Annotated in this window: 17 protein-coding genes and 1 other RNA gene; 11 read left to right on the top strand and 7 right to left on the bottom strand. The window is 69.6% G+C overall.

Going from position 1 to position 26,529, the window contains the following annotated elements; genetic code table 11:
• The first annotated feature begins 26 nt into the window (after window positions 1-26).
• Together ffs and ACFYWJ_RS04255 are read left to right on the top strand one after the other, a co-directional pair.
• Window positions 27-121, top strand: an RNA gene (gene ffs / locus ACFYWJ_RS04260) — signal recognition particle sRNA small type.
• 168 nt (window positions 122-289) lie between these two features.
• Window positions 290-1,582 carry an aminotransferase class I/II-fold pyridoxal phosphate-dependent enzyme gene (locus ACFYWJ_RS04255; RefSeq protein WP_355283968.1) on the top strand — a complete coding sequence of 431 codons (1,293 nt, stop codon included), beginning with the start codon at window positions 290-292 and terminating at the stop codon, window positions 1,580-1,582.
• 42 nt (window positions 1,583-1,624) lie between these two features.
• Here the strand turns inward: ACFYWJ_RS04255 and ACFYWJ_RS04250 are convergent, their stop codons facing one another.
• Window positions 1,625-2,431, bottom strand: a complete 807-nt coding sequence (locus ACFYWJ_RS04250) for a methyltransferase domain-containing protein (protein WP_355283966.1) — start codon at window positions 2,429-2,431, stop codon at window positions 1,625-1,627.
• A 79-nt stretch (window positions 2,432-2,510) separates the two neighbouring features.
• Here ACFYWJ_RS04250 and ACFYWJ_RS04245 point away from each other — a divergent pair, with 79 nt between their 5' ends.
• The 3 genes from ACFYWJ_RS04245 (at window position 2,511) to ACFYWJ_RS04235 (ending at window position 5,567) form a co-directional block, all read left to right on the top strand.
• On the top strand, window positions 2,511-3,089 hold the full coding sequence (locus tag ACFYWJ_RS04245) for an HhH-GPD-type base excision DNA repair protein (protein WP_355283963.1): 579 nt from the start codon (window positions 2,511-2,513) through the stop codon (window positions 3,087-3,089).
• Between the two features lie 105 nt (window positions 3,090-3,194).
• Window positions 3,195-3,914 (top strand): hypothetical protein, encoded by a 720-nt coding sequence (locus ACFYWJ_RS04240; protein ID WP_387160810.1) that lies wholly within the window; start codon window positions 3,195-3,197, stop codon window positions 3,912-3,914.
• A gap of 372 nt (window positions 3,915-4,286) precedes the next feature.
• Window positions 4,287-5,567: an ROK family protein gene (locus tag ACFYWJ_RS04235; protein WP_355281012.1), complete on the top strand. Its 1,281-nt coding sequence runs from the start codon at window positions 4,287-4,289 to the stop codon at window positions 5,565-5,567.
• Between the two features lie 61 nt (window positions 5,568-5,628).
• Here the strand turns inward: ACFYWJ_RS04235 and ACFYWJ_RS04230 are convergent, their stop codons facing one another.
• Window positions 5,629-7,254: a DUF2207 family protein gene (locus ACFYWJ_RS04230; RefSeq protein WP_355281010.1), complete on the bottom strand. Its 1,626-nt coding sequence runs from the start codon at window positions 7,252-7,254 to the stop codon at window positions 5,629-5,631.
• 277 nt (window positions 7,255-7,531) lie between these two features.
• On the opposite strand from ACFYWJ_RS04230, the gene ACFYWJ_RS04225 reads away from it, so the two are divergent.
• Both ACFYWJ_RS04225 and ACFYWJ_RS04220 read left to right on the top strand, forming a co-directional pair.
• Complete coding sequence (locus ACFYWJ_RS04225) at window positions 7,532-8,443, top strand: neutral zinc metallopeptidase (protein ID WP_355281009.1); 912 nt, start codon at window positions 7,532-7,534, stop codon at window positions 8,441-8,443.
• Between the two features lie 104 nt (window positions 8,444-8,547).
• Entirely contained in the window at window positions 8,548-9,570 is a 1,023-nt protein-coding gene (locus tag ACFYWJ_RS04220; protein WP_355281007.1) for a neutral zinc metallopeptidase, read from the top strand.
• Between the two features lie 3 nt (window positions 9,571-9,573).
• Here ACFYWJ_RS04220 and ACFYWJ_RS04215 read toward each other — a convergent pair whose 3' ends face one another.
• A complete protein-coding gene (locus tag ACFYWJ_RS04215; protein ID WP_355281005.1) occupies window positions 9,574-10,854 on the bottom strand; it encodes an ammonium transporter in 1,281 nt (426 codons plus the stop codon).
• A gap of 77 nt (window positions 10,855-10,931) precedes the next feature.
• Window positions 10,932-11,756 (bottom strand): hypothetical protein, encoded by an 825-nt coding sequence (locus ACFYWJ_RS04210; protein WP_355281003.1) that lies wholly within the window; start codon window positions 11,754-11,756, stop codon window positions 10,932-10,934.
• A 485-nt stretch (window positions 11,757-12,241) separates the two neighbouring features.
• On the opposite strand from ACFYWJ_RS04210, the gene ACFYWJ_RS04205 reads away from it, so the two are divergent.
• From ACFYWJ_RS04205 to ACFYWJ_RS04195, 3 genes are all read left to right on the top strand, one after another.
• The gene (locus ACFYWJ_RS04205) at window positions 12,242-15,265 is read left to right on the top strand and encodes a DNA polymerase III subunit gamma and tau (RefSeq protein WP_387160805.1); all 3,024 of its coding nucleotides are present in this window, start codon (window positions 12,242-12,244) and stop codon (window positions 15,263-15,265) included.
• A gap of 188 nt (window positions 15,266-15,453) precedes the next feature.
• Complete coding sequence (locus tag ACFYWJ_RS04200; RefSeq protein WP_355281002.1) at window positions 15,454-16,668, top strand: acetyl-CoA C-acetyltransferase; 1,215 nt, start codon at window positions 15,454-15,456, stop codon at window positions 16,666-16,668.
• A 39-nt stretch (window positions 16,669-16,707) separates the two neighbouring features.
• The gene (locus ACFYWJ_RS04195) at window positions 16,708-18,858 is read left to right on the top strand and encodes a 3-hydroxyacyl-CoA dehydrogenase NAD-binding domain-containing protein (RefSeq protein WP_355281000.1); all 2,151 of its coding nucleotides are present in this window, start codon (window positions 16,708-16,710) and stop codon (window positions 18,856-18,858) included.
• A gap of 74 nt (window positions 18,859-18,932) precedes the next feature.
• Here ACFYWJ_RS04195 and ACFYWJ_RS04190 read toward each other — a convergent pair whose 3' ends face one another.
• Window positions 18,933-19,808 carry an exodeoxyribonuclease III gene (locus ACFYWJ_RS04190; RefSeq protein WP_355280999.1) on the bottom strand — a complete coding sequence of 292 codons (876 nt, stop codon included), beginning with the start codon at window positions 19,806-19,808 and terminating at the stop codon, window positions 18,933-18,935.
• Between the two features lie 253 nt (window positions 19,809-20,061).
• Between ACFYWJ_RS04190 and ACFYWJ_RS04185 the strand changes: the two genes are divergently transcribed.
• Window positions 20,062-23,589: a protein kinase gene (locus tag ACFYWJ_RS04185; RefSeq protein ID WP_355280997.1), complete on the top strand. Its 3,528-nt coding sequence runs from the start codon at window positions 20,062-20,064 to the stop codon at window positions 23,587-23,589.
• A 44-nt stretch (window positions 23,590-23,633) separates the two neighbouring features.
• Here ACFYWJ_RS04185 and ACFYWJ_RS04180 read toward each other — a convergent pair whose 3' ends face one another.
• Window positions 23,634-24,950, bottom strand: coding sequence for a class I SAM-dependent methyltransferase (locus tag ACFYWJ_RS04180; RefSeq protein ID WP_355280995.1), 1,317 nt, complete (start codon window positions 24,948-24,950; stop codon window positions 23,634-23,636).
• A complete protein-coding gene (locus ACFYWJ_RS04175; protein ID WP_355281025.1) occupies window positions 24,947-26,383 on the bottom strand; it encodes an FAD-binding oxidoreductase in 1,437 nt (478 codons plus the stop codon). The genes ACFYWJ_RS04180 and ACFYWJ_RS04175 overlap by 4 nt, the downstream gene beginning before the upstream one ends.
• Between the last annotated feature and the right edge of the window lie 146 nt (window positions 26,384-26,529).

Raw genomic sequence — 26,529 nt, 5'->3', positions numbered from 1 at the left:
GGGCACATCGAACCGCTACACTGGCCGACGGATCCCGCGCGGCGCGCATCCTGTGAACTCCCCCAGGGCCGGAAGGCAGCAAGGGTCAACGGGCTCTGCCGGGTGCGCGGGGTCCCCTTAATTTTTCGGGGACCCCCGCCGGATCGATCCGCCTACGCACCTTCGCAGCGTGCGAGCCTGATTCGGCCCCGGATACCCCACCGATTCCGAGCAACCGCCGGGTAACGTTGCGGGTGTCGGCACGCGCAGCGTGCACCACCCACCTTGCTGCTTCGAAAGGCTGCCCAGGATGCCCCGGCAAACGCAGATCGGTTTGATGAGCCACGCGGAACTCGTGTCCGAGCACGAGTCCCAGACCGCGAATTACGCGACGCTCCAGACCGAGAAGCTCACCCTGGACCTCACTCGAGGTAAGCCCTCGCCGGAACAACTCGACCTATCCGCGTCGCTGCTCTCCCTCCCGGGCGACGGCGACTTCCGCGACGGGTCGGGTGTGGACTGCCGCAACTACGGCGGCCTCAACGGCCTGCCCGAGCTGCGCGCGATCTTCGGTGAACTGCTCGGCATCCCGGTCGAGCAGCTGATCGCGGGCAACAACGCCAGCCTCGAGCTCATGCACGACAACATCGTCTTCGCGATGCTCTACGGCACGCCGGACTCCCCGCGCCGCTGGGCGGCGGAGGAGACGATCAAGTGGCTGTGCCCGGCCCCCGGCTACGACCGGCACTTCGCGATCACCGAGGCGCTCGGCATCGAGATGATCGCCGTCCCGATGAACAACGATGGCCCCGACACCAGGGCCATCGCGGCGCTGCTGGCCGACGACCCGCAGATCAAGGGCCTGTGGGCGGTGCCCAACTACGCCAACCCGACCGGCGCCGTCTTCTCCGAAGAGGTTGTCCGCGAGCTGGTTTCGATGAAGGCCGCCGCGCCGGACTTCCGGCTGTTCTGGGACAACGCCTACGCGGTGCACCCGCTCACCGACACCGCGGCGCCGGTGCTCGACGTGCTCGGCATGGCCGCGGCGGCGGGCAACCCGAACCGCCCGCTGGTGTTCGCCTCCACCTCCAAGATCACCTTCGCCGGCGCGGGCGTGAGCTTCTTCGGCGCTTCGAAGGCCAACCTCGACTGGTACCTCGGGCACGCGTCGAAGAAGAGCATCGGCCCCGACAAGCTCAACCAGCTGCGGCACCTGCGCTTCTTCACCGACGCCGAGGGCGTGCGCGAGCACATGCAGAAGCACCGCAGGCTGCTCGAGCCGAAGTTCGCGCTGGTGCGCCGGATCCTCGAGGACCGGCTCGGCGCGTCCAAGGTGGCGTCCTGGACCGAACCCAAGGGCGGCTACTTCATCAGCCTCGACGTGCTCGACGGCACGGCCGCGCGGGTGATCGCGCTGGCCAAGGACGCGGGCATCGCCCTCACCGCCGCCGGCTCGGCCTTCCCGTACGGCAAGGACCCCGACGACAAGAACATCCGCATCGCCCCCTCCTTCCCGCAGCTGCCGGAGCTGGAGAAGGCGATGGACGGGCTGGCGACCTGCGTGCTGCTCGCGGCCACGGAGAAGCTGCTCGCGGAGCACTGAGCGCGCGCGGCCGGGCGCGTGCCGACGCGCCCGGCCCTCGGCTCAGCTCGGCTTGTGCACCAGCACGCCGAACATCGTCACCGAGACGTGGACGTCACCGCGATCGGCGCCCGCCTGCAGGTCGGCGATCAGCCGCGCGTGCTCGGCCTCGGTGATCACCCCGCGCAGCACCGCCAGCCCGGCGATCCGGCTGACCAGCGCGCCCGCGCCGACGCTGCGGTCCTGCACCAGCGCGTGCGAGCCGATCTCGTCGACGACCAGTCCGGCGCCGCTGAGCAGCCCGGCCAGCCTGCGGCCGGACAGCGGGTTCGTGGTCGAGGAGATCAGGGTGTCGATCACCGCGCCGACCACCCGCGGGTCGCCCGGATGCACGATCGAGGTGGCCCAGTCGCTGTCGACCACCACCGCGCGGCCACCCGGCCGCAGCACGCGGGCGATCTCGGCCGCGGCGCGGGCGGGCGCGGTCAGATGCTGGAAGACGCGTTCGCAGAGCACCGCGTCGAAGCTCTCGTTGCCGAACGGCAGGCCGTAGGCGTCGCCGGTGGCGAAGGTCGCCGTCGACTCGCGCTCACCGGCGCGGCGCTGGGCCGAGGTGAGCAGGTTGAGGTCGGGTTCGACGCCGACGGCGGTGCCGGTCGGGCCGACGGCGTCGGCGAAGACGAACACCTCCGAGCCGGTGCCGGAGCCGATGTCGAGGGCGCTCTCGCCCGGTTGCAGGGCCAGCGCGGCGTGGCTCCAGGCGCGTAGCCTGCGCATCCCGGGCTGGGTGACCTCCAGGTCGTGGGCGTCGATCAGTTGGTCCTGGCCCGCTTGATCGAAGCGGTCAGGGCGAGGGGTGTAGTCGGTCATACTTACCGCCATCGTGGAAGCTGCAGTCCTCGGGAGCATGGATCCAGAGGCTACTAGTGAAATGTGTCACGATGAATGTATGACTCGAACGCTGTGTCTCGCGCAGGAGGCCGAGGCCGACGAACTCCTCAGCACCGATGATTTCGCGTTGCTGCTCGGCATGCTGCTCGATCAGCAGTATCCGATGGAGCACGCGTTTCGCGGGCCGCGCAAACTCGCCGAGCGCATGGGCGGATTCGATCTGCGCCGGATCGCGGAGGCCGATCCGGCCGAATTCGAGGAGCTCGCCGCCACCCCGCCCGCCATCCATCGCTACGGCCGCTCGATGGCCCGCCGGGCGCAGGCGCTGGCCCAATACGTCATCGAGCACTACGACGGCGTGCCCGCCAACCTCTGGACCAGCGGCGATCCGGACGGCAAAGAGGTGCTGCGCAGGCTGCAGGACCTGCCGGGCTTCGGCGCGCAGAAGGCCAAGATCTTCCTGGCGCTGCTCGGCAAGCAACGTGACGTACATCCCAATGGCTGGCGAAAGGCCGCGGGATCCTATGGTGACGAGGGCTCGCGCCGCTCGGTCGCCGATGTCGTCGACGCCGAAACCCTCGCCGAAGTAAGGGAATTCAAGAAGCAGGCAAAGGCCGCCGCGAAATCCGCCGGGTGAATTCTTAGTTACGATCTGCCTGCTTTTTTCCCTCGTCATCGGTGGTCGTCTGCTCGAAGCTGGCTTCTCGAACAGATCGACAACCGATGAGGGATTGGCAGTTTTATGAAGATGAGGAAGCTCGCCGTGGTCGCGGCGCTCGTGACCATGGCAACCGGTGTTGCTGCGGGCACCTCCTACGCGGCTCCGGCGCCGGCCGACGAGGGCGCCGACGTGATCAACTACTCCGCCGAGGTCGTCGAAGACTCGAAGGCTGTCATCACCACCGATGCGGGCTCGCTCGTCGTCGAGGACGGCGCCTTCAAGGTCAAGGCCGCCAACGGCACCACCGTCGCGGGTACCCCGCTGACCTTCCGCCTCGACGAGTTCGAGCTGCCCATCGCGGCCGAGATCTCGGGCAACAAGGCCACCCTGAGCCCGGTCTACGACGCCTCCAAGGCCGTCTACAAGCCCGTCGCCCTGCCGTTCGAGAACCAGGCTCCCTGGAAGAACGAGTACGAGCGTGAGCAGGCCGCCTGGTCGCGCCTGACCTCCACCATCTCGCTCGGCGCCGCGATCGGCACGCTGGTCGGTGGCCTCGGCGGCGCCGCTGTCGGTTGCATCGCGGGTGCCGGTGCCGGCCTCGTCGCGACCGGTGTGCTGCTGGCGCTGTTCGGCGCGGGCCCGATCGCGGGTTGCGTCGTGGGTGCCACCACGATCGGTGCCCTCGGCGTCATCGCGGGTCAGATCTTCGTGACCGCGCCGGTCGCGATCGGTGCCGCGATCCAGTACTTCATCACCATCACCCAGCCGTACCCGACTCCGGCCCCCTCGCCGGCCAAGTAGTCACCCGGCTCAGCGACCCCTCCGGAACCACGGTTCCGGAGGGGTTCTGCCGTCTGCCCGGGTAGACCGAAATCGGCTTTGCGCACCCCTCGCGCCCTTCTGACCTGCGGAAACGTTGTGCGTCGCGACACAATCCGCCGGTTCGGCTTGGATGGGTCCGGGTTAGGTGTTAACTTGATTGTTATGTCCGGCAACCATCTTCTCGCCAAGCGGGTCACCTATGTGACCGCCGCTCTCGGCTTGCGGTTGCCGTTGACGCGTGAACTTTGTCGTTCCTGATGCTGCAGCTGAGCCTTCTGCGGCTCGCGAGCTGCCACGCCATACGTGTCGGCAATTCCGTTGGGACAACGGGATTTCAGCAAGGAACTTCATATGTCTACTCCCATCATCGATCGCCCCGCCGCTCGGGCGGGCGCCGGTCGTCCTCGGGTTTCCCGCCCCGTCGTCGCCCCGGAACTGCGCCGTAGCGACAACCCCGCCGCCGCCGTGCTGCGGACCGCCGCCTCGGGTCCGGTCTCGCGCGACAATGCCGCGCGGGCAACGGGTCTCAGCATCGCCACCGTGAATCGCCAGGTGGCCTCGCTGCTTTCGGCCGGTCTGCTGCGCGAGCGGCCCGATCTGACCGCCGCCGGCGCGGTCGGCAGGCCCCGCGTGCCGTTCGAGATCGACCACGACGCCTACCTCACGCTCGGCATCCACATCGGCGCCGCGGCGACCAAGATCGTCGCGGCCGATCTGCGCGGCCGGATTCTGGGTGGCCTCGCCATCGCGACTCCGCAGACCGGTCAGGAGTTCGCGGTCACCACCGTCGCGCGCAGCGCCAAGGCGTTCCTGCAGCGCTGGCACCGGCGCACCCCGCTGTGGGCGGGCGTCGCCATCGGCGGTCGCGTCGATTCGCACACCGGGGTGGTCGACCATCCCAAGCTGGAATGGAAGGGCGCCCCGATCGGTCAGGTGCTCGGTGACGTGCTGGAGCTGCCGGTCTCGGTCGCGCCGCACGTCGAGGCGATGGCCGCCTCGGAGCTGCTGCTGCCGACCTTCGACGCGCGCAGGCCCGAGCCCGACACCGAACTGCCCGCCACCCAGAACGGCAGCAGCCTCTACTTCTACGTCCGCGAGACCGCGGGCATCGCCGTCACCCTCGACGGCCGCGTGCACACCCCGAACAACGGCCCCGGTTCCATCGCGCACCTGCCCACCGGCTCGGACGTGCAGTGCACCTGCGGCCGTCGCGGCTGCTTGGAAGTGACCGTCGGCGATCGCGCGCTGCAGGCCAGGGCCGTCGGCCGCGGCATCATCCCCGCGCACAACGGCACCGCGGGCACCACCATCGCCGACCTGTACCGGGCCGCCGAGTCCGGGTCCGACGGCGCGCGGGAACTGCTCGCGGAGCGGGCCACGATGCTCGGGCAGACCGTCGCGCTGGTCCGCGACATGCTCAACCCCGACCGCGTCGTCCTCGGCGGCCAGGCGTTCACCGGGTACCGCCCCGCGCTGCCGCACGTCGCCAGGGCCTTCACCCAGAGCACCCAGCTCCCGCCCACCGACATCCGGATCAGCGGATTCGGCGGCAAGGTGCAGGAATTCGCCGCCGTCGTCACCTCGCTCAGCGCGCTCTACGCCGACCCGCTGGCGGCCATCCGCCGGATCTGAGCGGAACCTCGGACAGACGAACGGCCGCCTCGACACAGTCGAAGCGGCCGTTCGGCATCCGCTAGCGGGGGTTGAACGCGCCTTCCAGCGCGGTGATGAAGAACGGGAACTGCGCGGCGAAACGGTGCAGGTTGCGGTCGCGGTCGTAGCCGGCGAACCAGTACAGCCCGGGCTGGGAATCGGCCGACGGGTCCATGTCGCGGAAGGCGCGGATCCAGTTGTCGGCCCGGCCGCTGATCACCGTGTACGGCAGGGCGCGGGAGAACACCGTCTCCTGATCGATCGGCGGGATCTGTTCGCGGGCCACGGTATCCAGGCCGCGCTGCATGGCGCGCACCCGGCCCGCGACGGTGTCGCCGAGGGTGGTCCTGGTCGGCAGGTAGTTCGGCAGCAGGATCGCGGCCACACCGGCCAGCGCGATCGCGACGCCGACCAGCGCGTGCCCGGAGGTCAGCGCGAGCACCACGGTGGCGATCACGCCGAGGACGATCAGCGCGCCGCCGATCCAGCGGGGGAGCGCGCGCTGCTTCGGGTCGGCGAAGGCGCCGGTGGCGACCGCGTCGGCGCGCATCGCGGCGCGGATCGGGTCGAGCTGCATCCGGCCCGGCGCGCGCAGCTCGCGCACGGCGACGGTGTCGGTGCCCTCGGGCAGCAGCATGTCGTAGACGGTGCGCTCGTAGTCGCGCAGCTGATCGTCGGGCGCGTTGACCCGGCTGATCCGCCAGTCGTCCTCGCCGCGCGCGTTCACCGGAGTGATCCAGATGTAGCGCCGGACCGCGAGATCGACGACGGTGGCGGCGATGTCGACCGGGTCGACGTGCTCGTCGAGCAGCAGACCGGCCTCACCGGGAAGCACGCCGTCGGGGGAGGTGAAGTCCACCCGGCCGCCCTGCTGGACGATCGGCTGGAAGGTGTCGCTGCCCGCCAGCGCCGCCGCGGCGCGCTTCCTGGCGGTCAGCACGTAGGCGATCATCGCCGCCAGCGCCAGCAGCAGCGCGCCGAACGCGGCGAGCACCGGGGTGGTGAAGGCGAAGAAGTTGTCCGAGTCGCCGCCGCGCACATCGGCGTTGGCGGGCACGGTGCCGGGCGGCAGCTGCAGGGTGAGGTCGATCGCATCGCCCTTACGCAGGTCGCGCTGGCTCAGGTACAGCACACCGTCGGGTTCGGTGTGCACATCGGCGCACGGCTTGGGGCTGCCCGCCGGGCCGAGTTTGCAGTCGACGATGCCCATTTGATAGCTGGGGCTGATCACCGAGACGTCGAGCGCGGCGATATCGGCGTTCATCACGCCGAGCCAGTGGAACACCTGGGTGCCCGGTGCGTCGGAGACGGTGTTGTGCACCGAATAGGTGAACTTGGATTCACCAGGCTTCGCTTCGACGACGAACTGATCGTTGACCGTGGTGGCGGTGCCTGCGCCGCTCGCGGTGACATCGGTGACCTTGAAAACGCGCTCGACGTCGTCGCCGACCTTCAGGCGCAACGGCAGCGACATCGTGAAGTTGCCGTCGGCGGGCACCCCGACGGTCTCGGTGACCTGGAGCACACCGTCATCGGTCAGGGTGAGATCGGCGGTGATCGTGACGCCGGCCGGCGCGGGCTCCGTGTGGGCTACCGGCGCGGCCGCGAGCAATCCCGCCGAAGCGAGCAGCAGCGCGCCTGCGGCGCCCCCCCGAAAAGTCAGCATGGCTGCTTACTCTAGACAGCTTGCTATTCTGCGTCAGCGGCTGTCGGCGACTCACGAGACGAGGGGGTACGGGGGCGTGACCCAACCACCGTACGGTTATGGCCCGGTCGGTCCAGGTGGACGACCGGTTCCGCCGCCCCCTGGCTATGGGCAGCCCCCGGGATATCGACCGCAACCCGGTTACGGGCCGCCCGGTTATCAACAGCCGCAAGGTTATCCACAGGGTTACGGACCGCGACAGGGCTACGGTCCGCCGTCCGGCTACCGGCCGCCGCCGATGCCCTACGGCCCGCCCGGCAGGCCGACCCCGCCACCGCGCAAACGCCGCGGCGGCCTGACCTCGCTGTTCCTCGTCGTCGTCTTCCTCGTGGTCGGCGGCCTGGTGAAGTTCGCCGTCAGTACCGGCCTCGACGCGGGCATCGGCGCGATCGGCCCGAAACCGAGCACCACCTACACCCCGCAGCCCGGCACCGCGCCCGCGGCCACCGGCGACAATCCGCTGCTCACCGACGCCGACGGCACCCTGGTGCCCGCGTCCTGCGATTACGCGCCGTGGGGCACCCAGGTCGAGAAGGCGCGCGCCTTCTTCGAATCGGCCGCGACCTGCCTGGAGGCGGCCTGGAAGCCGTTGCTGGCGGCCAACAACCTGCCGTTCGAGTCGCCGACGCTGAGCGTCACCGCGACCACCGCGGGCATCACCACGCCGTGCACCGGGTCGACGAGCAACTTCGCCGCCTTCTACTGCGCGGCGAACAAGACCATCTACATGCCGATCAGCCAGCTGCAGACCGATCAGTTCCGGGACAACTGGGTCGTCTACCTGTCGGTGTTCGCGCACGAGTACGGCCACCACGTGCAGGCCCAGTCGGGCATCCTGCGCAAGGCGAACTCGGAACGCGTCGACGCGGGCGCCCGCTCGCCCAAGGGGCTCGAGCTCTCGCGCCGGGTCGAGTTGCAGGCCAACTGCTTCGACGGCATGTTCATCGCGTCGTCGAAGGGCGGCGGTTCGCTGTCGGCCTCGCAGGTCACCGTCGCCACCAAGGACTCCTACGGCCGCGGTGACGGCCCGGGCGACATGCGCGATCACGGCACCTCCGAGCACGGTGGGCAGTGGTTCGAGGCCGGGTTGCAGCGCAACCTCACCTCCCAGTGCAACACCTTTACCGCCGCCGCGAGCGAAGTGAGCTGATTTTCCTGTCCCAACCGCCCGGACCCTATGGACCCGGGGCGCCCTACGGATATCCGCAGCAGGGGCAGCCGCCCTACGGGTACCCCGCGTCCTACCAGCAGCCGATGTACCCGCGCCCGCTGCCGCCGCCGTACGGCTATGCGCCGCAGGGGTATCCGCCGCCGCGCCGAGGTGGTGGCGGCTGGTTCGGGTCGCTGCTCACCGTACTGACGGTGTGCGGGATCGTCGGCGCGCTGCTGGTCGCGGCGGTCTCGCTGTCGGAGGACTCGTCGAAGAAGAACGTCGCCAAGACGACGACGCCGAGTTTCACCTACAGCAGCTCGGCCACTCCGGCACCGACCACGACGACCCAGACCACCGTGCGCACCTCGGCCCGCACCACCGCGCCGACGACGACGAAACCCGCTGGGCCGCAACCGGTGATCGCGCTCGGCCAGCATCCGCTGTTCCGCGACAGCAGCGCCTTCCTGCCGAACATGGATTGCGATCTGCCGCGCTGGTCGACCGACGCGGCCACGGCCAAGGCCTTCTTCGCGGCCGCGCAGGGCTGCCTCGACCAGATGTGGCGGACCAACCTGGCCGCGGCGAACCTGCCGTTCCGCAGCCCGGGCCTGGAAGTCGCGGTGAATCCGTCCGAGCTGTCCTCGCCGTGCGGCGGCGCCACCAGCGACGCGTTCTACTGCAGCGCGTCGAGCACCATCTACATGTCGACGGCCGGGCTGGTCCTGCACAACACGCCGTACCCGCCGATGGAGGCGCTGTCGGTGTACGCGCACGAATACGGCCACCACGTGCAGGGCCTGACCGGACTGCTGCAGGCCTCGTCGAATCAGCGCCGCGAGCAGGGCGCCACCTCGGCGGGCGGGCTGGAGACCTCACGGCGAATGGAATTGCAGGCCAGCTGCTTCGGCGGCATGTACATCGGCTCGGCGGAGGCGGGCGGTTCGTGGACCTCGCAGGAGGGCTACGCCGCGGTCAAGCACAACTACAACCGCGGTGACGGCAACGGCCGCCACCGCGATCACGGAACGCCTGAGCACAACGGCAATTGGTACAACCAGGGTTACTCGAAGAACCGCAACTTCGAATGCAACACCTGGTTGTCCCCGGCCGACGAGGTCAGCTAGGGGTCAGTGACCCCCGTAGTGCCCCTCGCCGAAGCGACGCGGCGAACTCCCGTGCACGCCTTCGGCGTACGCGGTCTCGGCGTGCAGGGCGAAGTCGATGCCCGCGGTCTCGTCTTCCTTGCTGACGCGGAACCCGATGACCTTGTCGATCAGCTTGCCGATCACGAACGACACCCCGAACGTGTACGCCGCGACCACGAGCACGCCGACCAGCTGCTTGCCGAGCTGGGCGAAGCCGCCGCCGTAGAACAGGCCGTTCACCCCGCCGGTCATCACCTCGGTGGCGAGCAGGCCGATCAGGATCGTGCCGACGATGCCGCCGACGAAGTGCACGCCGACCACGTCGAGCGAATCGTCGTAGCCCGCCCGGTGCTTCCAGCCGACGGCGAACGAACACACGACACCGGCCGCCAGGCCGACGATCACCGCACCGAGGGTGTTGATCACGCCGCAGGACGGCGTGATCGCGACCAGACCGGCCACCGCGCCGGAGGCCGCGCCGAAGGTGGTCGGCCTGCCGTCGCGGACCTGCTCGACGATCAGCCAGCCGAGCATGCCGAGACTGCCCGCGACCAGGGTGTTCAGGAAGACCGCCGCCGCGGTGCCGGTGGCGCCGAGCGCGGAACCGGCGTTGAAGCCGAACCAGCCGAACCACAGCAGACCGGCACCCAGCAGCACGAACGGCAGATTGTGCGGTCGCATGGCGTCGATGTTGAAGCCGATGCGCGGGCCGAGCACCAGGGCCAGCGCCAGCGCCGAGGCGCCCGAGGCGATCTCGACGACCAAGCCGCCCGCGTAGTCGAGCGTGCCGAAACCGAGCAGCCAGCCGTCGGGTCCCCATACCCAGTGCGCGATCGGGGCGTACACGGCCAGCGTCCACAGCGGGACGAAGACCATCCAGCCGGAGAACTTGGCGCGGTCGGCGATCGCGCCCGAGACCAGCGCGGCGGTGAGGATCGCGAAGGTCAGCTGGAAGGTGACGAACAGCAGCTCCGGAATCGTGCCGCGCACCGAGCCGGGATCGATCCCGGCCAGGCCGACGTGCTCGAGGTTGCCGATCAGGCCGCCGCCCGCGTCGTCACCGAAGGCCAGGCTGTACCCGGCGACCAGCCACACCACCGTGACCAGCGGGATCGCGATGAAGCTCATCATCAGCATGTTCAGCACGCCCGTGGAGCGCACCATCCCGCCGTAGAAGACGGCCAGCGCCGGCGTCATCAACAGCACCATGGCGGTAGCCGCGAGAAGCCAGGCGGTGGCCGCAGGATCGATCGTTGCGGGCACGGTAACTCCTTTCACGCGTGATTGCGTTGCAAGGAAATTACCGAATGCTCACCGTCCGCGCTGGTGTCGCCCGGGTTCTAGCCCCGGTTTTCCTTCGCCAGCGCCCTGGTGCCGCGCTTGCCGGGAACGGGCAGGTCATCGCCGTCGGCGAGCCATTCGGCGGTGATCAGCCAGCGTCGCTGGGCGTGCGCGTCGGCCACATCGAAGAAGACCCGCCTGCCGCGATCGTCGCGGGCGTCCCTGGCCAGCGCGGCCCAGCTCGGCGGCCTGCCCCGCTCGGCGGTGTGCTCGACGACGAATCCGGCGACCAGCTTGCCGATCATGTTGACCGGTTTCTGCGAGACCCGGTTGCCGTACTTGGTGGTGTGCCAGCGGCGGGCCGGGCACAGCGAACCGGGGTTCGCGTTCGAGGCGATCCAGCCCGCGCGCTGCGCCCGCTCGATCAGCCACAGGTGCTTGACCGCCGACGGCGCGATCTCGCCGACTCGCTCGGCGATGAGCTCGGAGACCTCGGCGTCGGCGAGGATGTCGCGGCGGGTCGGCCCGATGCCGTGGTCGGTCCAGTGGGCGGCGGCGAGCCGGGCCAGGATGCGGCCGAACTCGTCGATGCTGCGCTGGGCGCGCCTGCCGAGACGCTCGATCCGCTCGGCCTCGCGGCGCATCTCGTTCTGCGCGGTGAGGGTGCGGATGGCCGCCATCGTCGGCACCTGCCCGCGTTCGAGCAGTTGCAGGATGGCCGCGGCGGTCGCCGGGTCCGCCGCGGCGGCGACGGGCAGCGAATCGCGCTTGATGTCGAAGTCCTGGGGGCTGATCGCCCGGCTCAGCAGGCCGACCGCGGCGTGGTCGCCGGCGAAGTCGGTGTGGGCGAGCCAGGCGGCTGCGATGTCATCACACGACAGCACGGTGAAACGTTCCTCCGGTCGGCGGTGGGGGAGCGATACGGTGCGCGAAGGTTGTGCCCCGGTCGGGATGAGGGACCGGCCGGGGTCACCAACCTGATGAAGGTTTGGCCACCGAAGTTGCCGAGATCCACGGTAGCCAGGCGCTTGCGCTGCTGTCACGGCGATTGATTGTTTCGTTACATCTGGAAAGGGGCTGTCAATCGGGGAACGGGTACGCATTTCCGTCACAACCAGGATCAACCGCCGTTCCTCCGGGCATTCGCCGCGCGCGAAATAGTCGACAACTCGGCCGTAGCGCCTCGTCGACCGGGTTTGCCCACCCGCTCCGAACCTGCACTCGAACTGTGATCTGCATCACGTTTGTGCGACGGGATGCGGGCGAGACGGTGACGCGTCGGCCGCTCATCCACATGTCACAGTGCGGCGGTAGCCTGTGGGCCGTGGCTCTGTACCGGAAGTATCGACCGGCGACGTTCGCTGAGGTAGTGGGTCAGGAGCATGTCACCGACCCGCTGAGTACGGCGCTGGATACCGGACGGATCAGTCACGCGTATCTGTTCTCCGGTCCGCGTGGTTGCGGCAAGACCTCCTCGGCGCGCATCCTCGCCCGCTCGCTGAACTGCGTGGAGGGGCCGACCTCCACGCCGTGCGGGGTGTGCGCGTCCTGCGTGGCGCTCGGGCCGGGCGGCGCGGGCAATCTCGATGTCATCGAGCTCGACGCGGCCAGTCACGGTGGTGTCGACGACACCCGTGAGCTGCGTGATCGCGCGTTCTACGCGCCCGCCGAGTCGCGCTATCGCGTGTTCATCGTCGACGAGGCGCACATGGTCACCACGGCCGGCTTCAACGCGCTGCTCAAGATCGTCGAGGAGCCGCCGGCTCACCTGATCTTCATCTTCGCCACCACCGAACCGGACAAGGTGCTGCCGACGATCCGTTCACGCACCCACCACTACCCGTTCCGGCTGCTGCCGCCGGCGACCATGCGCGGCCTGCTCGGCAAGATCTGCGAGCAGGAGCACGTGCCGGTCGAGGAGGCGGTGTATCCGCTGGTCATCCGGGCGGGCGGGGGTTCCCCGCGCGACAGCCTGAGCGTGCTCGACCAGCTGCTGGCCGGTGCCGGGCCCGAGGGCGTCACCTATCCGCGCGCGGTCTCGCTGCTCGGCGTCACCGATGTCGCGCTGATCGACGACGCGATCGACGCGCTGGGTGCCGACGACGGCGCCGCGCTGTTCGGCACCATCGACAGCGTGATGGAGGCGGGCCACGACCCGCGCCGCTTCGCTGTCGACCTGCTCGAGCGCCTGCGCGACCTGATCCTGCTGCGCGCGGTCCCCGACGCCGCCGAGCGCGGCCTGGTCTCCGGCCCCGGCGACGTCCTGGAACGCATGCGTGACCAGGCCGAACGCCTCGGCCCCGCCACCCTCACCCGCTACGCCGAACTCCTGCACGAGGGCCTCGGCGAGATGCGCGGCGCGACCGCCCCCCGCCTCCTGCTCGAGGTCATCTGCGCCCGCATGCTCCTCCCGTCGGTCTCCGACGCCGAATCCGCCACCCTCCAGCGCCTGGAACGCCTGGAGCGCGGATTCGCCGGTGGCGCAATCGCTCCCGCCCCCGCCCGCCCCGGCCCCGCCGCCGGTGAACCCACCGCCGCGCCCGCCGCCGCCCCGTCCCCCCGCCCCGCAGGCGGCGAGAACCGTCGCCGCGGCGCCGAACTCCTGGCCGCCGCCCGCGCCGAAAAGGAAGCGGCCGCAGGCGGTTCGGTGCCGTCCGCGCCAAGCCGTGAGCGCCCCGCTGCTGGTGGATCGGCCGCTCCTGGCGGATCGGCCGCTGCTGGTGGATCGGCCGCTGCTGGTGGATCGGCCGCAGCAGGCGGATCGGCCGCTACTGGTGGACCGGCCGCTACTGGTGGTTCGGTCGCCCCCAGTGGTTCGGTCGCTCCCGGTGGTTCGGTCGCAGCAGGCGGATCGGATGCTTCTGCCTCGACCGTGGCGCCGGTGCGGGATATGGCGTCGCAGCCGTCCACCCAGTCGAATGTGCAGACCGGGCCCTCCGGTGACCGCCCGTCCGCTGCCCCAGGGTCGGAAACGACTGCCTCGCAGGCGCCTTCGGTGGTCAGGCAGGATCCCGCGTCCGCTGCAGCGTCAATCGCCCAGCCGTCGGCCGATACGCGCGGGCAGCGCCCCGGTGAGGCTGTGACCGGGCAAGATCCCGACCTGGCGCCGAACGGCCAGGGTGAACCCGCCGGGCCGGGCGCTGTCCCGCAATCCGGTGCGGCAATCAAGCGTGGAACGGAAATGTCGGCACCGCAAGGTGATTCGCCCACACGCGTGGGTGATTTCCCAGCGCCGGACCCGGTCGCATCCCCGCCCGCGGCATCGCGAGCGGCGGACGTCGCTCCGGTACCCGCCGCGGCGCACCAGCCGGAACCTTCCGGCGCCGCGCATCAATCAGAGTCGGCTGACGTACATCGATCTGAACCCGGCGCCGCGTATCGCCCGGATCCCGCTGCCGCACAGAGGCTGGAGCCCGCCGCCGCGCAGCGGCCGGAGCCCGCTGCCGCGCAGCGGCCGGAACCCACTGTCGCCCACCAGCCGGAACCCACCGCTGCCGCGCAACGGCCGGAACCCGCTATAGCTGCGCAGCGGCCGGAGCCTGCTGCTGCGCACGAGCCGGAGCCTTCTGCTGCGCAGCGGTTGGACTCCGCTGCTGCCCCTCGGCCGGAGTCGGCCGCTGCCGCTCACCGACCGGAGCCTGCCGCCGCGCACCAGCCCGAACCCGCTGTCGCTGCCCAGCGACCGGAGTCCGACGCCGCTCCGCAACCGGCCGCCGCGCCGGCCGAGGACCTCGTCGCGTTGGTCGACGGGGCCTGGGCGGAGATCAAGGGGAAGGTGCGGGAGTTCGGGCCGACCTTGCAGGCGTTGCTGTCGGGGGCCGCGGTGTCGCGGGCCGAGGGTGACGTGATCGTGTTCGCGCATCAGAGCCCGCCGTTGGCGCAGCGGCTGTCGGATCCGCGCAATATCGACGCGGTGCGGTCGGCGGTGCGCGCGGTGCTCGGCCGCGAGCTGGATGTGCGCTGGGAGACGGGTGCGCCCGCGCCGCGTCCGGCGGCGAAGGCGGCGAGTGCTCCGGCGCGCGGTGCGGGTCAGGGTGAGGCCAAGCCGGCGGGGCGGCCCAAGTTCTCCCGGCCCAGCCAGGCCAACGGCAATCAGGCGGGTCAGGCCAAGCGGGCCGCCGACGACGACATCCCGCCGCCCGATTTCCCCGACCTTCCCGACGACCCCGGCCCCGATGAGGGGTACGGGCCCGATTCGAGCCGGTCCGGTGGCGATTCCGGGCACGGCTCGAGGCCGGGCGACGCGGTGCTGGCGCCGCCGACCCCGGAAGAGGAGCAGGAGATGCTGGCCGCCGCCGCGGAGCCGGTGGCTCCCGGCGATCGGCAAGACCCGGACGAGGTCGCTCTGGCGTTGCTGCGAGACGAGCTCGGAGCGAAGAGTCTGGATGGTTGACAGCCACCGGCTGGACCACGTTAAGTTAACCGGAGTTCGCACACCACGGTAGTATGAACGGGTGGCCGGAATCGCCGGATGGAGCATGGCTCTGTGCTCCGTCGGCGCTGCCGGATTTGTACGGCGTCGAGACAGTTGGTCGTGGCGTTCGTGCGGCCACCGCACCCCAAGGAAGGAAACACTCCGATATGACCACAGAGGCCTACATCTACGAGGCCATCCGCACTCCGCGCGGCCGCGGCAAGAAGAACGGCTCGCTGCACTCGGTCAAGCCGATCGATCTGACTGTTGGTCTGATCCAGGAGCTGCGTGGCCGCTTCCCCAACCTCGACGAGGACCAGATCTCGGACCTCATCCTCGGCGTCGTCACCCCCGTCGGTGACCAGGGCATGGACATCGCCCGTGTCGCCGTCACCATCGCGGGTCTGCCCGACACCGTCGGTGGCTTCCAGCTCAACCGCTTCTGTGCTTCCGGCCTCGAGGCCGTGAACCTGGCTGCGCAGAAGGTTCGCTCCGGCTTCGACGACCTCGTCATCGCCGGTGGCGTCGAGTCCATGTCGCGCGTGCCGATGGGCTCCGACGGCGGCTCGTGGGCGCTCGACCCGGCCACCAACTACGACGGCTACTTCGTGCCGCAGGGCATCTCGGCCGACCTGATCGCCACCATCGAGGGCTTCTCCCGCGATGACGTCGACGCCTACGCGGTGCGTTCGCAGGAGCTGGCCGCCAAGGCCACCACCGGCGGCTACTTCGCCAAGTCGATCGTCCCGGTCAAGGACCAGAACGGCCTCGTCGTGCTCGACAACGACGAGCACATGCGTCCCGGCACCACCGCCGCCGACCTGGGCAAGCTGAACCCCTCCTTCGCCGGCATCGGCGAGATGGGTGGCTTCGACGCCGTCGCGCTGCAGAAGTACACCTACATCGAGAAGATCAACCACGTCCACCACGGTGGCAACAGCTCGGGCATCGTCGACGGCGCCGCCCTGGTGCTGATCGGCTCCGAGGAAGCGGGCAAGAACTCGGGTCTGACCCCGAAGGCCCGCATCGTCGCGACCGCCACCTCCGGCGCGGACTCGACCATCATGCTGACCGGTCCGACCCCGGCCGCCAAGAAGGCGCTGGCCAAGGCCGGTCTGACGATCGAGGACATGGACCTCGTCGAGATCAACGAGGCGTTCGCCTCCGTGGTGCTGAAGTTCCAGAAGGACCTCAACGTCCCGGACGAGAAGCTGAACGTCAACGGCGGCGCGATCGCCATGGGCCACCCGCTGGGTGCCACCGGCGCGATGATCACCGGCACCGTGGTCGACGAGCTGGAGCGCCGCAACGCGCGCTACGGCCTGGTCACCCTGTGCATCGGTGGCGGCATGGGTGTCGCCACCATCATCGAGCGCGTCTGATCCCCGGCCGAAACTTCTCATAGGAGAGAACGAAAACTTATGACTGACAACATCATCGGCTGGGAGAAGGACGCCGACGGCGTGGTCGTCCTGACGATCGACGACCCCAGCCAGGGCGCCAACACCATGAACGACGCCTACCTGGACTCGATGGCCGCGACCGTCGACCGCCTGGAGGCCGAGAAGGACGACATCACCGGTGTCGTGCTCACCTCCGGCAAGAAGACCTTTTTCGCCGGCGGCGACCTGAAGAACATGATGCAGGTCGGCCCGGAGGACGCGGCCGCGGTCATGGACATGGTCACCCGCGTGAAGGCCCCGCTGCGTCGCCTCGAGCAGCTCGGCAAGCCGGTCGTCGCCGCCATCAACGGCGCCGCCCTCGGCGGTGGCCTGGAGATCGCGCTGGCGACCCACTACCGCGTCGCGGCCGACGTCAAGGGCTCGGCCATCGGCCTGCCCGAGGTCTCCCTCGGCCTGCTGCCCGGTGGCGGCGGCGTGACCCGCACCGTGCGCATGCTCGGCCTGCAGGGCGCGCTGATGCAGGTGCTGCTGCAGGGTCAGCGTCACCGCGTCACCAAGGCCAAGGAAATCGGCCTGATCGACGAGGTCGTGTCCTCGGTCGAGGAGCTGCTGCCCGCCGCCAAGGCGTGGATCGCGGCCAACCCCGAGGCGGCCCAGCCGTGGGACAAGAAGGGCTTCAAGATCCCCGGCGGCACCCCGTCCACCCCGGCCTTCGCGGCGAACCTGCCCGCGTTCCCGGCTAACCTGCGCAAGCAGATCAAGGGCACCAACATGCCCGCCCCGCGCGCCATCATGGCCGCGGCGGTCGAGGGCGCGCAGGTCGACATCGACAACGCGCTGACCATCGAGGGCCGGTACTTCACGAGCCTGCTGACCGGTCCGGTCGCGAAGAACATGATCCAGGCGTTCTTCTTCGACCTGAACCACATCAACGGTGGCGGTTCGCGTCCGAAGGACGTGCCGAAGCGTGAGATCAAGAAGATCGGTGTCGTCGGCGCCGGCATGATGGGCGCGGGCATCGCCTACGTCTCCGCCAAGGCCGGCTACGAGGTCGTCCTCAAGGACGTCAAGCTCGAAGCCGCCCAGAAGGGCAAGGCGTACTCGGAGGCCCTCGAGGCCAAGGCCCTCTCCCGTGGCAAGACCACCCAGGAGAAGTCCGACGCGCTGCTGGCCCGCATCACCCCGACCGCGGACGCCGCCGACTTCAAGGGCGTCGACTTCGTGATCGAGGCCGTGTTCGAGAACCCCGAGCTCAAGAACAAGGTCTTCCAGGAGATCGAGGACATCGTCGACGCCGACGCGCTGCTCGGCTCGAACACCTCGACCCTGCCGATCACCCTGCTGGCCGACGGTGTGAAGCGCTCCGAGGACTTCATCGGTATCCACTTCTTCTCCCCCGTGGACAAGATGCCGCTGGTGGAGATCATCAAGGGCGAGAAGACCTCGGACGAGGCGCTGGCCAGGGTGTACGACTACACCCTCGCCATCAAGAAGACCCCGATCGTCGTCAACGACAGCCGTGGCTTCTTCACCTCGCGCGTGATCGGTACCTTCATCAACGAGGCCATCGCGATGGTCGCCGAGGGCATCGACCCGTCCACCATCGAGCAGGCGGGCCTGCAGGCCGGTTACCCGGCGGCGCCGCTGAAGCTCTCGGACGAGCTGAACTTCACCACCATGCAGAAGATCTACAAGGAGACCGCCGAGGCCATCCTTGCTGCCGGTGGCGAGCTCAACGCCGCGTCCGCGAAGACCGCCGAGGTCATCGACTCGATGGTCAACGAGCACAAGCGCTCCGGCAAGCTGGGCGGCGCGGGCTTCTACGACTACGTCGACGGCAAGGCCACCGGCCTGTGGGACGAGCTGCGCTCGATCTACAACTCACAGCGTGAGCTCCCGGAGGGTGTCACCTTCCAGGACCTCAAGGACCGGATGATGTTCGCCGAGGCCATCGAGACCCAGAAGTGCTTCGACGAAGGCGTGCTGACCAGCACCGCCGACGCGAACATCGGCTCGATCTTCGGCATCGGCTTCCCGGCCTGGTCGGGCGGCTCGCACCAGTTCATCGTCGGCTACCCCGGTGGCCAGGAGGCCTTCGTGGCCCGTGCGGACGAGCTGGCCAAGAAGTTCGGCCCGCGCTTCGAGGTCCCGGCCTCGCTGCGCAAGTAAGCGGCACCCGGCTCCGGCCGGACCGGAAGCCCGTCACCGTTCGCGGTGGCGGGCTTCCGCCGTTTCGGGCCGAGTCAGCCGTAGGTCACCACGAGCGGCGCGTGATCGGAGAGCCGCTGGTCGGGTGACGATTCCTTGTCGGCGGCGACGGCCGTGGCCAGCCGGGCGAGGTTCGGTGTGGCGAGCTGGTGATCCACCCGCCAGCCCACATCCTTGACGAACGACTGGCCCGCCCAGCTCCACCAGGTGAGCGGCCCCGGCCGCTCGCCGTGCACCTGCCGCACCACGTCGACGAGCCTGCGGGTGCCGAGCACCGTGCCGAACCACTCACGGTCGGCGGGCAGGAAGCCGTCCATCGTGCGCGCGGCACGCCAGTTGGTCACGTCGTGCTGGGTGTGGGCGATGTTCAGGTCGCCGGCGAGGAGGAACTCGCGTCCCGAGGCGAGCGCCGCGAGTCGGTTCCGGCGCAGTTCCCGGGCGAACGCCGCGAGAAACCGGTGCTTGCGCTCGTATTTGCGACCGCCGTCGGGCTGTTCACGCATCGACCCCGGACGCTGCAGATGCGCCGGCAGCCCGCCCTTCGGGAGATAGAGACAGGCCACCGTCACCGCGCGGTCGGCCAGGTCGACCTCGAGGTAGCGACCCTGCGTGGCGAACTCGCCGAGTCCGCGGGCCTTGGGCGGATGGGTCACCCACGTCCGCACCGCGGCGGCGGGAACCCTCGTGAGCACCGCCACCCCGTTCCGGCCTGCCACGGAACCGACGTCGACAGCGGCCGAGTAGCCCGGAAAAGTTCCCACTTCCGCGGCGGGACAACGCAGTTCCTGCAGCGCGACGACATCGGCCGACCGAGCCCGCAGCCACGTGTCGAACCCGCGACGCCGCGCCGCGCGAATCCCGTTGACATTGAACGTGGCGACAGTGAACGAATCGACGACCGACGAACTCATGCGCAACACTGTGCCGGAGCCGCGCACCGCCCGAGGCGCCGGGACCGCCCTGGTCACCGGCCGGCGCTCGTCGACGATGGCGCGGCGCCGAACTCCGGTGTCGGCCAACCGTGGCCGCCACAGCATCGAATCTCCACCCGATGGATGCCATATCGCGCTAGCTTGGATATGTGCGGATATTCGGGCGCGCGCCCGATAGGTCGCACGCCGACCGATACGCCGGTGACGCCGATTCGATGTGTGAGGTGGTCACATGGATCCGCAGCAGACGCGCATAGCGAACACGCAGCGCCAGCAGGCTCCCGGCGAGGTCGACGAGGCCGTGATCGCCGAGCTCGACGCCATGGGCCTGACCGGGGCCAAGGAGATCGGGCGCGGCGGGTTCGGCGTGGTCTACCGGTGTCTGCAACCCGCGCTGGACCGGGTGGTCGCGGTGAAGGTGCTGTCCTCGGAGATCGACGAGGAGAGCCGCGAGCGGTTCCTGCGCGAGGAACAGGCGATGGGCAGGCTCTCCGGCCACCCGAACATCGTCGACATCCTGCAGGTCGACGTGACCGCGACCGGGCTGCCGCTGATCGTGATGCCGTACTGCTCGCGGGGTTCCCTCGAACGCCTCATCCACGATCGCGGCCCGCTGACCTGGGCCGACACCTTGCGCGCCGGGGTGAAGCTGGCCGCGGCGATCGAATCGGCGCACCGGGCCGGGATTCTGCACCGGGACGTGAAACCGGCGAACGTGCTGATCAGCGGGTACGGCGAACCGCAGCTCACCGACTTCGGGATCGCCCGCATCCCCGGTGGCTTCCAGACCTCGAGCAGCCTGATCACCGGCTCGCCCGCGTTCACCGCGCCCGAGGTGCTCAAGGGGCAAGAACCAACTGTTCAGTCCGATATCTATGGCCTGGGCGCGACCCTGTTCGCCCTGCTGACCGGGCACGCCGCCTTCGAACGGCAGGCGGGCGAGAAGGTGGTCGCCCAGTTCCTGCGGATCACCACCCAGCCGGTGCCCGACCTGCGCGCCCAGGACATCCCCGACGACGTGGCCGCGGTGATCGAGGCGGCGATGTCCCCGGATCCGGCCGACCGGCCCGCCTCGGCCTACGAGTTCGGCGAGATGCTGCGCGAGGTGCAGCGCGCGCACGGCCAGATGCCCGACGAGATGGCCCTGCTCGACACCGAGCCCGCCGAGATCGACGCGGGGACCCCGGAGGCGCTCAAGGCCGTCACCGCCCGGCGCAGCTGGCCGCTCACCCTGCAACCCGCGGGCGCCTCGGTGCCACTGCGCAGCGGCAGTGGCGGATCCACCGGCACCTTCCCGCCCACCGCGGCCACCAAGTTCCGGCCGCCGACCCCGGCCCGCGAGCCGTTCCCGCGCCAGCGGCTGCTCGACGTGCTGCGCGCGGGTGGCAATCGCCGGCTGGCGCTGGTGCACGCGCCCGCCGGGTTCGGCAAGAGCACGGTGGCCGCGCAGTGGCGGGCCGACCTGGTCGCCAGGGACATCCCGGTGGCCTGGCTCGGCGTCGACCAGGACGACGACAGCGAGATCTGGTTCCTGGCCCACCTGATCGAGGCCATCCGCCGGGTGCGCCCCGATGTCGGCGCCGGCCTGGAGCAGGTGCTCGAGGAACGTCCCGCCGACGCGTCCGCCTTCGTGATCGCCACCCTGATCGACGAGATCCACGCCAGCGATCGCAGCGTGGTGGTCGTCGTCGACGACTGGCACCGCGTCCGCGACCCCGGCGTGCACCGTGCGATGGCGGCGTTGCTCGACAACGGTTGCCACCATGTGCGTTTCGTGGTGACCAGCCGCGACCAGTCCGGGCTGCCGATCAGCAGGCTGCGGGTGCGCGACGAGCTGGTCGAGCTGGGCCCGGCCGAGCTGCGCCTCACCGAGGCCGAGACCCGCCAGATCCTGGTGGAGCGCAACGGTTTCGCGCTCACCGACGAGCAGATCGAGCAGATCCACACCGCCACCGAGGGCTGGCCCGCCGCCATCCAGCTGGTGAGCCTGACCCTGCGCGGCAAGGCCGACCCGGTCCAGCTGCTCAGCTCGCTGGCCGAGGGCGGGCACGGCATGCGCGAGTACCTGGCCGAGAACGTTCTCGACAGCATCGCGCCGGAGCTGCTGGAGTTCCTGATGGCCATCTCGGTGGTGGAGCGGGTCAACGGCTCGCTGGCCACCGTGCTCGCCGACGTCCCCGACGGCGCGGCCATGCTCGAACAGGCCGAACAGCGTGAGCTGTTCCTGCACCGGATCGAGCACGACCCGGAGTGGTACCGGATGCAGCCGCTGTTCGCCGAGTACCTGCGGGCGCGGCTCGAACGCGAACACCCCGGTCGCGCGAAAGTGCTGCACCGCAAGGCGGCTCGCTGGTACGCCGAGCATCAGCTGCTGCGCAAGTCGGTCGACCACGCGCTGGCCGCCACCGATCTCAAACTCGCCGCCGACCTGCTGGAGAGCGGCGGCATGGACCTGATCGACCGGTCCCGGCTGGCGACGCTGCTCGGCAGCGTCTCGAAACTGCCGGTGCAGCAGGTGACTTCCCGCTCCAAGCTGCTGATGGCGGTCGCGCGGGCGAACATGAACCTGCAGGAGACCAGCACCGCGCGCACCGCGCTCGGCCGGTTGTCGAACCTGCTGGCGCGCGGTGGCGGCGGCGAACCGGAGCTGGCCGAACAGCGCTGCGCGGCGACGGTGCTCGAGGCCGCCGACCGGGTCGCGCACGACGACCTCGACGGGGTGGCCGACAAGCTGGCCGCCTGCCTGGAGTCGCCCGACGAGCTGCCCGCGTGGACGGTCTCGACCGCGGCCAACCTGGTGTCGTTCGTCCGGCTGTGCGAGTTCGACTTCGTCGGCGCGACCGAGATGCAGGACTGGGCGGTCGAGTATCACGTGCGGTCCAAGGACCCGCTCGGCCCGGTCTTCGGCCTGTGCGCGCGCGGTGCCGCCGCCTACGAGCAGCTCGACATCGCCACCGCCACCGAGTGTTTCGAACTGGCCTACGACACGGCGCGGGACCGGGCCGGGCCGCGCTCGGACGCCGCGCGGGTGGCCGCCGCGCTGCTGGGCGAGGTCGCCTATCGTCGCGGTGATCTGGACCTGGCCGACCGGCTGCTCGACGAGAGCCACGAGCTGGTCACCCGGGTCGGACCGGTCGACTTCCTGGTCGCGACCTTCGTGATCGGCGCGCGGGTGAAGGCCGCGCTCGGTGACCAGTACACGGCGTCGGCGCGGTTGGCCGAGGGCGCGCGGGTGGCGTCGGCGAACGGGCTGGCCCGGCTCGACGCGCAGGTGCGCGCGGAGCGTTCACGCCTCGGGCTGCCCGCAGGCGATGGCGTCGACCAGTTCGCCGCCGACCCGTCGGGCAACGGCAAGCGGTCCAAGTCCGGTGCGGCGGTACTCATCGCGGAGGCGCGCGAATTCGCCGAGATCAGGACGCTGCTGGCCGAACAGCGCCTGCGGGCCGACGACCGGGCCGCCCGGCACGCGCGGGTGCTCTACGCGCGACTGCTCGATCAGTCCCGTCCCCGCGCGGAACTGGACGCCACGCTGCTGCTCGCCGAGTGCCTGGCCTCGGCGGGCTGGGTCGGCGAGGCGACCGGACTGGTCCTGCCGGTGCTGCGCACCTGCGCCGACCTCGGCTGGACCAGGCCGCTGCTCGACGCGGGGCCGGGGGTGGTCGGACTGCTGCACGTCCTGCGCACGCAATCCCATGAGGGACAACCGCATCCACTGCTGGCCGAGGTGCCCGGTCACTTCCTCGACGAACTCCTGGTCTGAGCCGAGGGCTCGGGTGCGCGCACGCACCCGAGCTCAGGCTCGGATCAGGGCTGCCACCACGGGCGCAGCGGGACGTCCCAGCTGCCGTTCTTGTCCAGCTTCACCCCGAGCACGTGGTGCAGCTGCACCACATTGCGCTGGAAGCCCAGCCGGCACCCCGCCATGTACAGGCCCCACACCTTCGCGGTGCCCTCGCCGACCTCGGCGACGCAGGCATCCCAGTTCTCGACCAGGTTCTTGCACCATTCGTGCAGGGTGAGCGCGTAGTGCTCGCGCAGGTTCTCCTCGTGCAGTACCTCGAGGCCGATGTTCTGGACCTCGGAGATGATCCGGCCCGAGCCGATCAGCTCGCCGTCGGGGAACACGTAGCGGTCGATGAAATCGCCCGCCTTGGTGGTGCGGGTGTTGTCCGGCCGGGTGATGCAGTGATTGAGGAACAGGCCGCCGTCGCGCAGCTTGTCCTTGATGTAGCCGAAGTAGAACGGATAGTTGTGCACGCCGATGTGCTCGGTGAGGCCGATCGAGGAGACCGCGTCGAACTCGCCCTCCGGGATGTCCCGGTAATCGCTGTGCCTGACCTCGGCGAACTCGCCGAGACCCTCCTCCTCGATCTTCTGCTGCGCCCAGGCGGCCTGCTCGGCCGAGAGCGTGGCGCCGATGACCTTCACCCCGCGCCGGGCCGCGTAGCGGACCATGCCGCCCCAGCCGCAGCCGATGTCGAGCAGCCGGTCGCCTTCCTTCAGCCGCAGCTTCTCGAAGATCAGCCGGTACTTGTTCTCCTGGGCCTGCTCCAGGGTCCAGTCGGGCTCGCCGTAGACCGCGCAGGTGTAGGTCATGGAGGGGCCGAGGACATACTCGTAGAACGTGTTCGAGACGTCGTAGTGGTGGTGGATCGCCTCGGCGTCGCGGGTCTTGGAGTGGCGTAGGCCCTCCAGCGCGATCCGGCGCCAGCGGGGCAGGGTCTCCTGCGGCGGCGGCGCGATCGGCTTGAGCCGCTCCCAGCCGAGCGAACGGGCGATGGTGACCAGCGACAACGCCGACGGGCGATGGAACTTCATCGCCTGCATGGCCTTCAGGATCTCGTAGGGGTCGCCGGGGTGCACGCCGTCGGCAACCATGTCGCCCGCGATGTAGGCGCGGGCCATGCCGAGGTCACCGGGGGCCGAGGCCAGGTAGTTGATGCCGCGCGGCGTCTTGATGTCGAGGGTGAACCGCGAGTCCTCCGGCCCGGTGGCGCTGCCGTCGTAGGCGGTCAGCCGGATCGGGATGTCCCCGTCGATGAGCGTCTCGAACACCTCGGCGATCGTGAGCCGGTTTCCCAGCTCGGCGAATACCTCGGATCGGTCCTTGAATGTCGTCACTTGCGTTGCACCGCCTTCGAATACAGATTCAGCAGTCGTTGGTCCGGGTCGTAACGGTTCTTCAGTTCGGTATAGGTCGCGCCGCCGTACAGCTCGGCGAACTCGTCCTCGGCGTAATAGGCGTCCGAGTACAGCGACTTGTGCCCGTCGAATTCGGACACCGTCTGCTCGATCGCGCGGTTGGCCGCTCCTTCCGGTTGTCCCGGCACGGTCGGGACGGCGGACCAGAACCCGACGTTGACGTAGGTGCGCCGTGGTTCGAGCGGGTACAGCGGCCACGGCCGGTCGCCCGCCGGGTCGCCGGCGGTCTCACGCAACCGCAACGGGCACAACCAGATCGGCTCGATCGGTATTTCCTTCAGGAACCATTCGACGAAATCGGCGGTGCGGTGCACCGGCACCTCGATGTCCTGGACGACCCGTTCCTGCGGTGGATTGCCCTTGCGGGCCTCCAGGCGGTCACCGATGTGGTACTTGCGGTCGAGGGCGACCAGCTTCCAGTAGAAACTGCTGCGGCGGTACGCCTTCGGCCAGAACCGGCGGATCTTCGGGTTCTGCGTGCCGAAGGCGCGGGAGCACCAGAACCAGTCGGTGTCCCAGCGCCACAGGTAGTCGTGGATGGTCAGCCGGTCGCGTTTCACGCCGTCGGCGTGCTGGAGCGAGCGGTAGTAGATATCCATGCCGGTGTAGTCGCTGACCGGGCCCGGCTCGTCGGTCTGCCTGCCGAGGGTGAGGTAGCTCTCGGTCGCGGTGAAAACGACGCCGTCGAGGTAGTCGACCTGCTCGCCGTCGTAGCTGCGCTCGGTGACGATGCGCTCGAGCTCGGCTTCGAGTTCGCGCAGGTCGTGGAAGCGCACGTGGCGCAGCGCGACATACGGCTTGACGGGTTCGAGCTCGATCTTCAACCGGACCGTGTAGCCGAGCGTGCCGTAGGAGTTGGGGAAGCCGCGGAACAGATCGGCGGTCTCGCCCTCGGGTTTCACCGTGACGATCTCGCCGGAACCGGTCAGCACGTCCATTTCCAGCACGGATTCGTGCGGCAGGCCGTTGCGGAACGACGTGGATTCGATGCCGAGACCGGTGACGGCACCGCCGAGGGTGATGGTCTTGAGCTGCGGGACGACCAGCGGCGCCAGACCGTAGGGCAGCGTCGCCGCCACCAGGTCCTCGTAGGTGGTCATGCCGGCGACATCGGCGGTTCTCGCTTCCGGGTCCACCGCGATCACCCGCCCGAGGCCCGACACATCGAGGCCGGGCGCGGTGGTGGCCGCCCTGGCCCGGAACAAGTTCGACGTCTTCTTCGCCAAGCGGACGACGGCGCCGGGTGGAATGGCGCGATAGCTTGCCAGCAGTCGCTCCACACCCTCCCGGTGCGCGGCATATCCAGACTCGCGTGCGGCCGGTTCGTGGCCGGCCCTACCCAAAAGACTCACTGCCACGTCATCGACGCTAGTACGACCGTGTCCGTCGGGCTACCGAATACCGCCCCGCCACGATGAAATGTCACGCACATGTTTCCCTTTCGCCCAACCTGGTCGGGCGATCCGGTGAGGCACAGGGCAGGATGTAACCCGGTCGA

The organism is Nocardia sp. NPDC003269 (assembly GCF_042888005.1).
Lineage (GTDB): Bacteria > Actinomycetota > Actinomycetes > Mycobacteriales > Mycobacteriaceae > Nocardia.
This window is presented reverse-complemented; position numbering and strand designations above follow the sequence as displayed.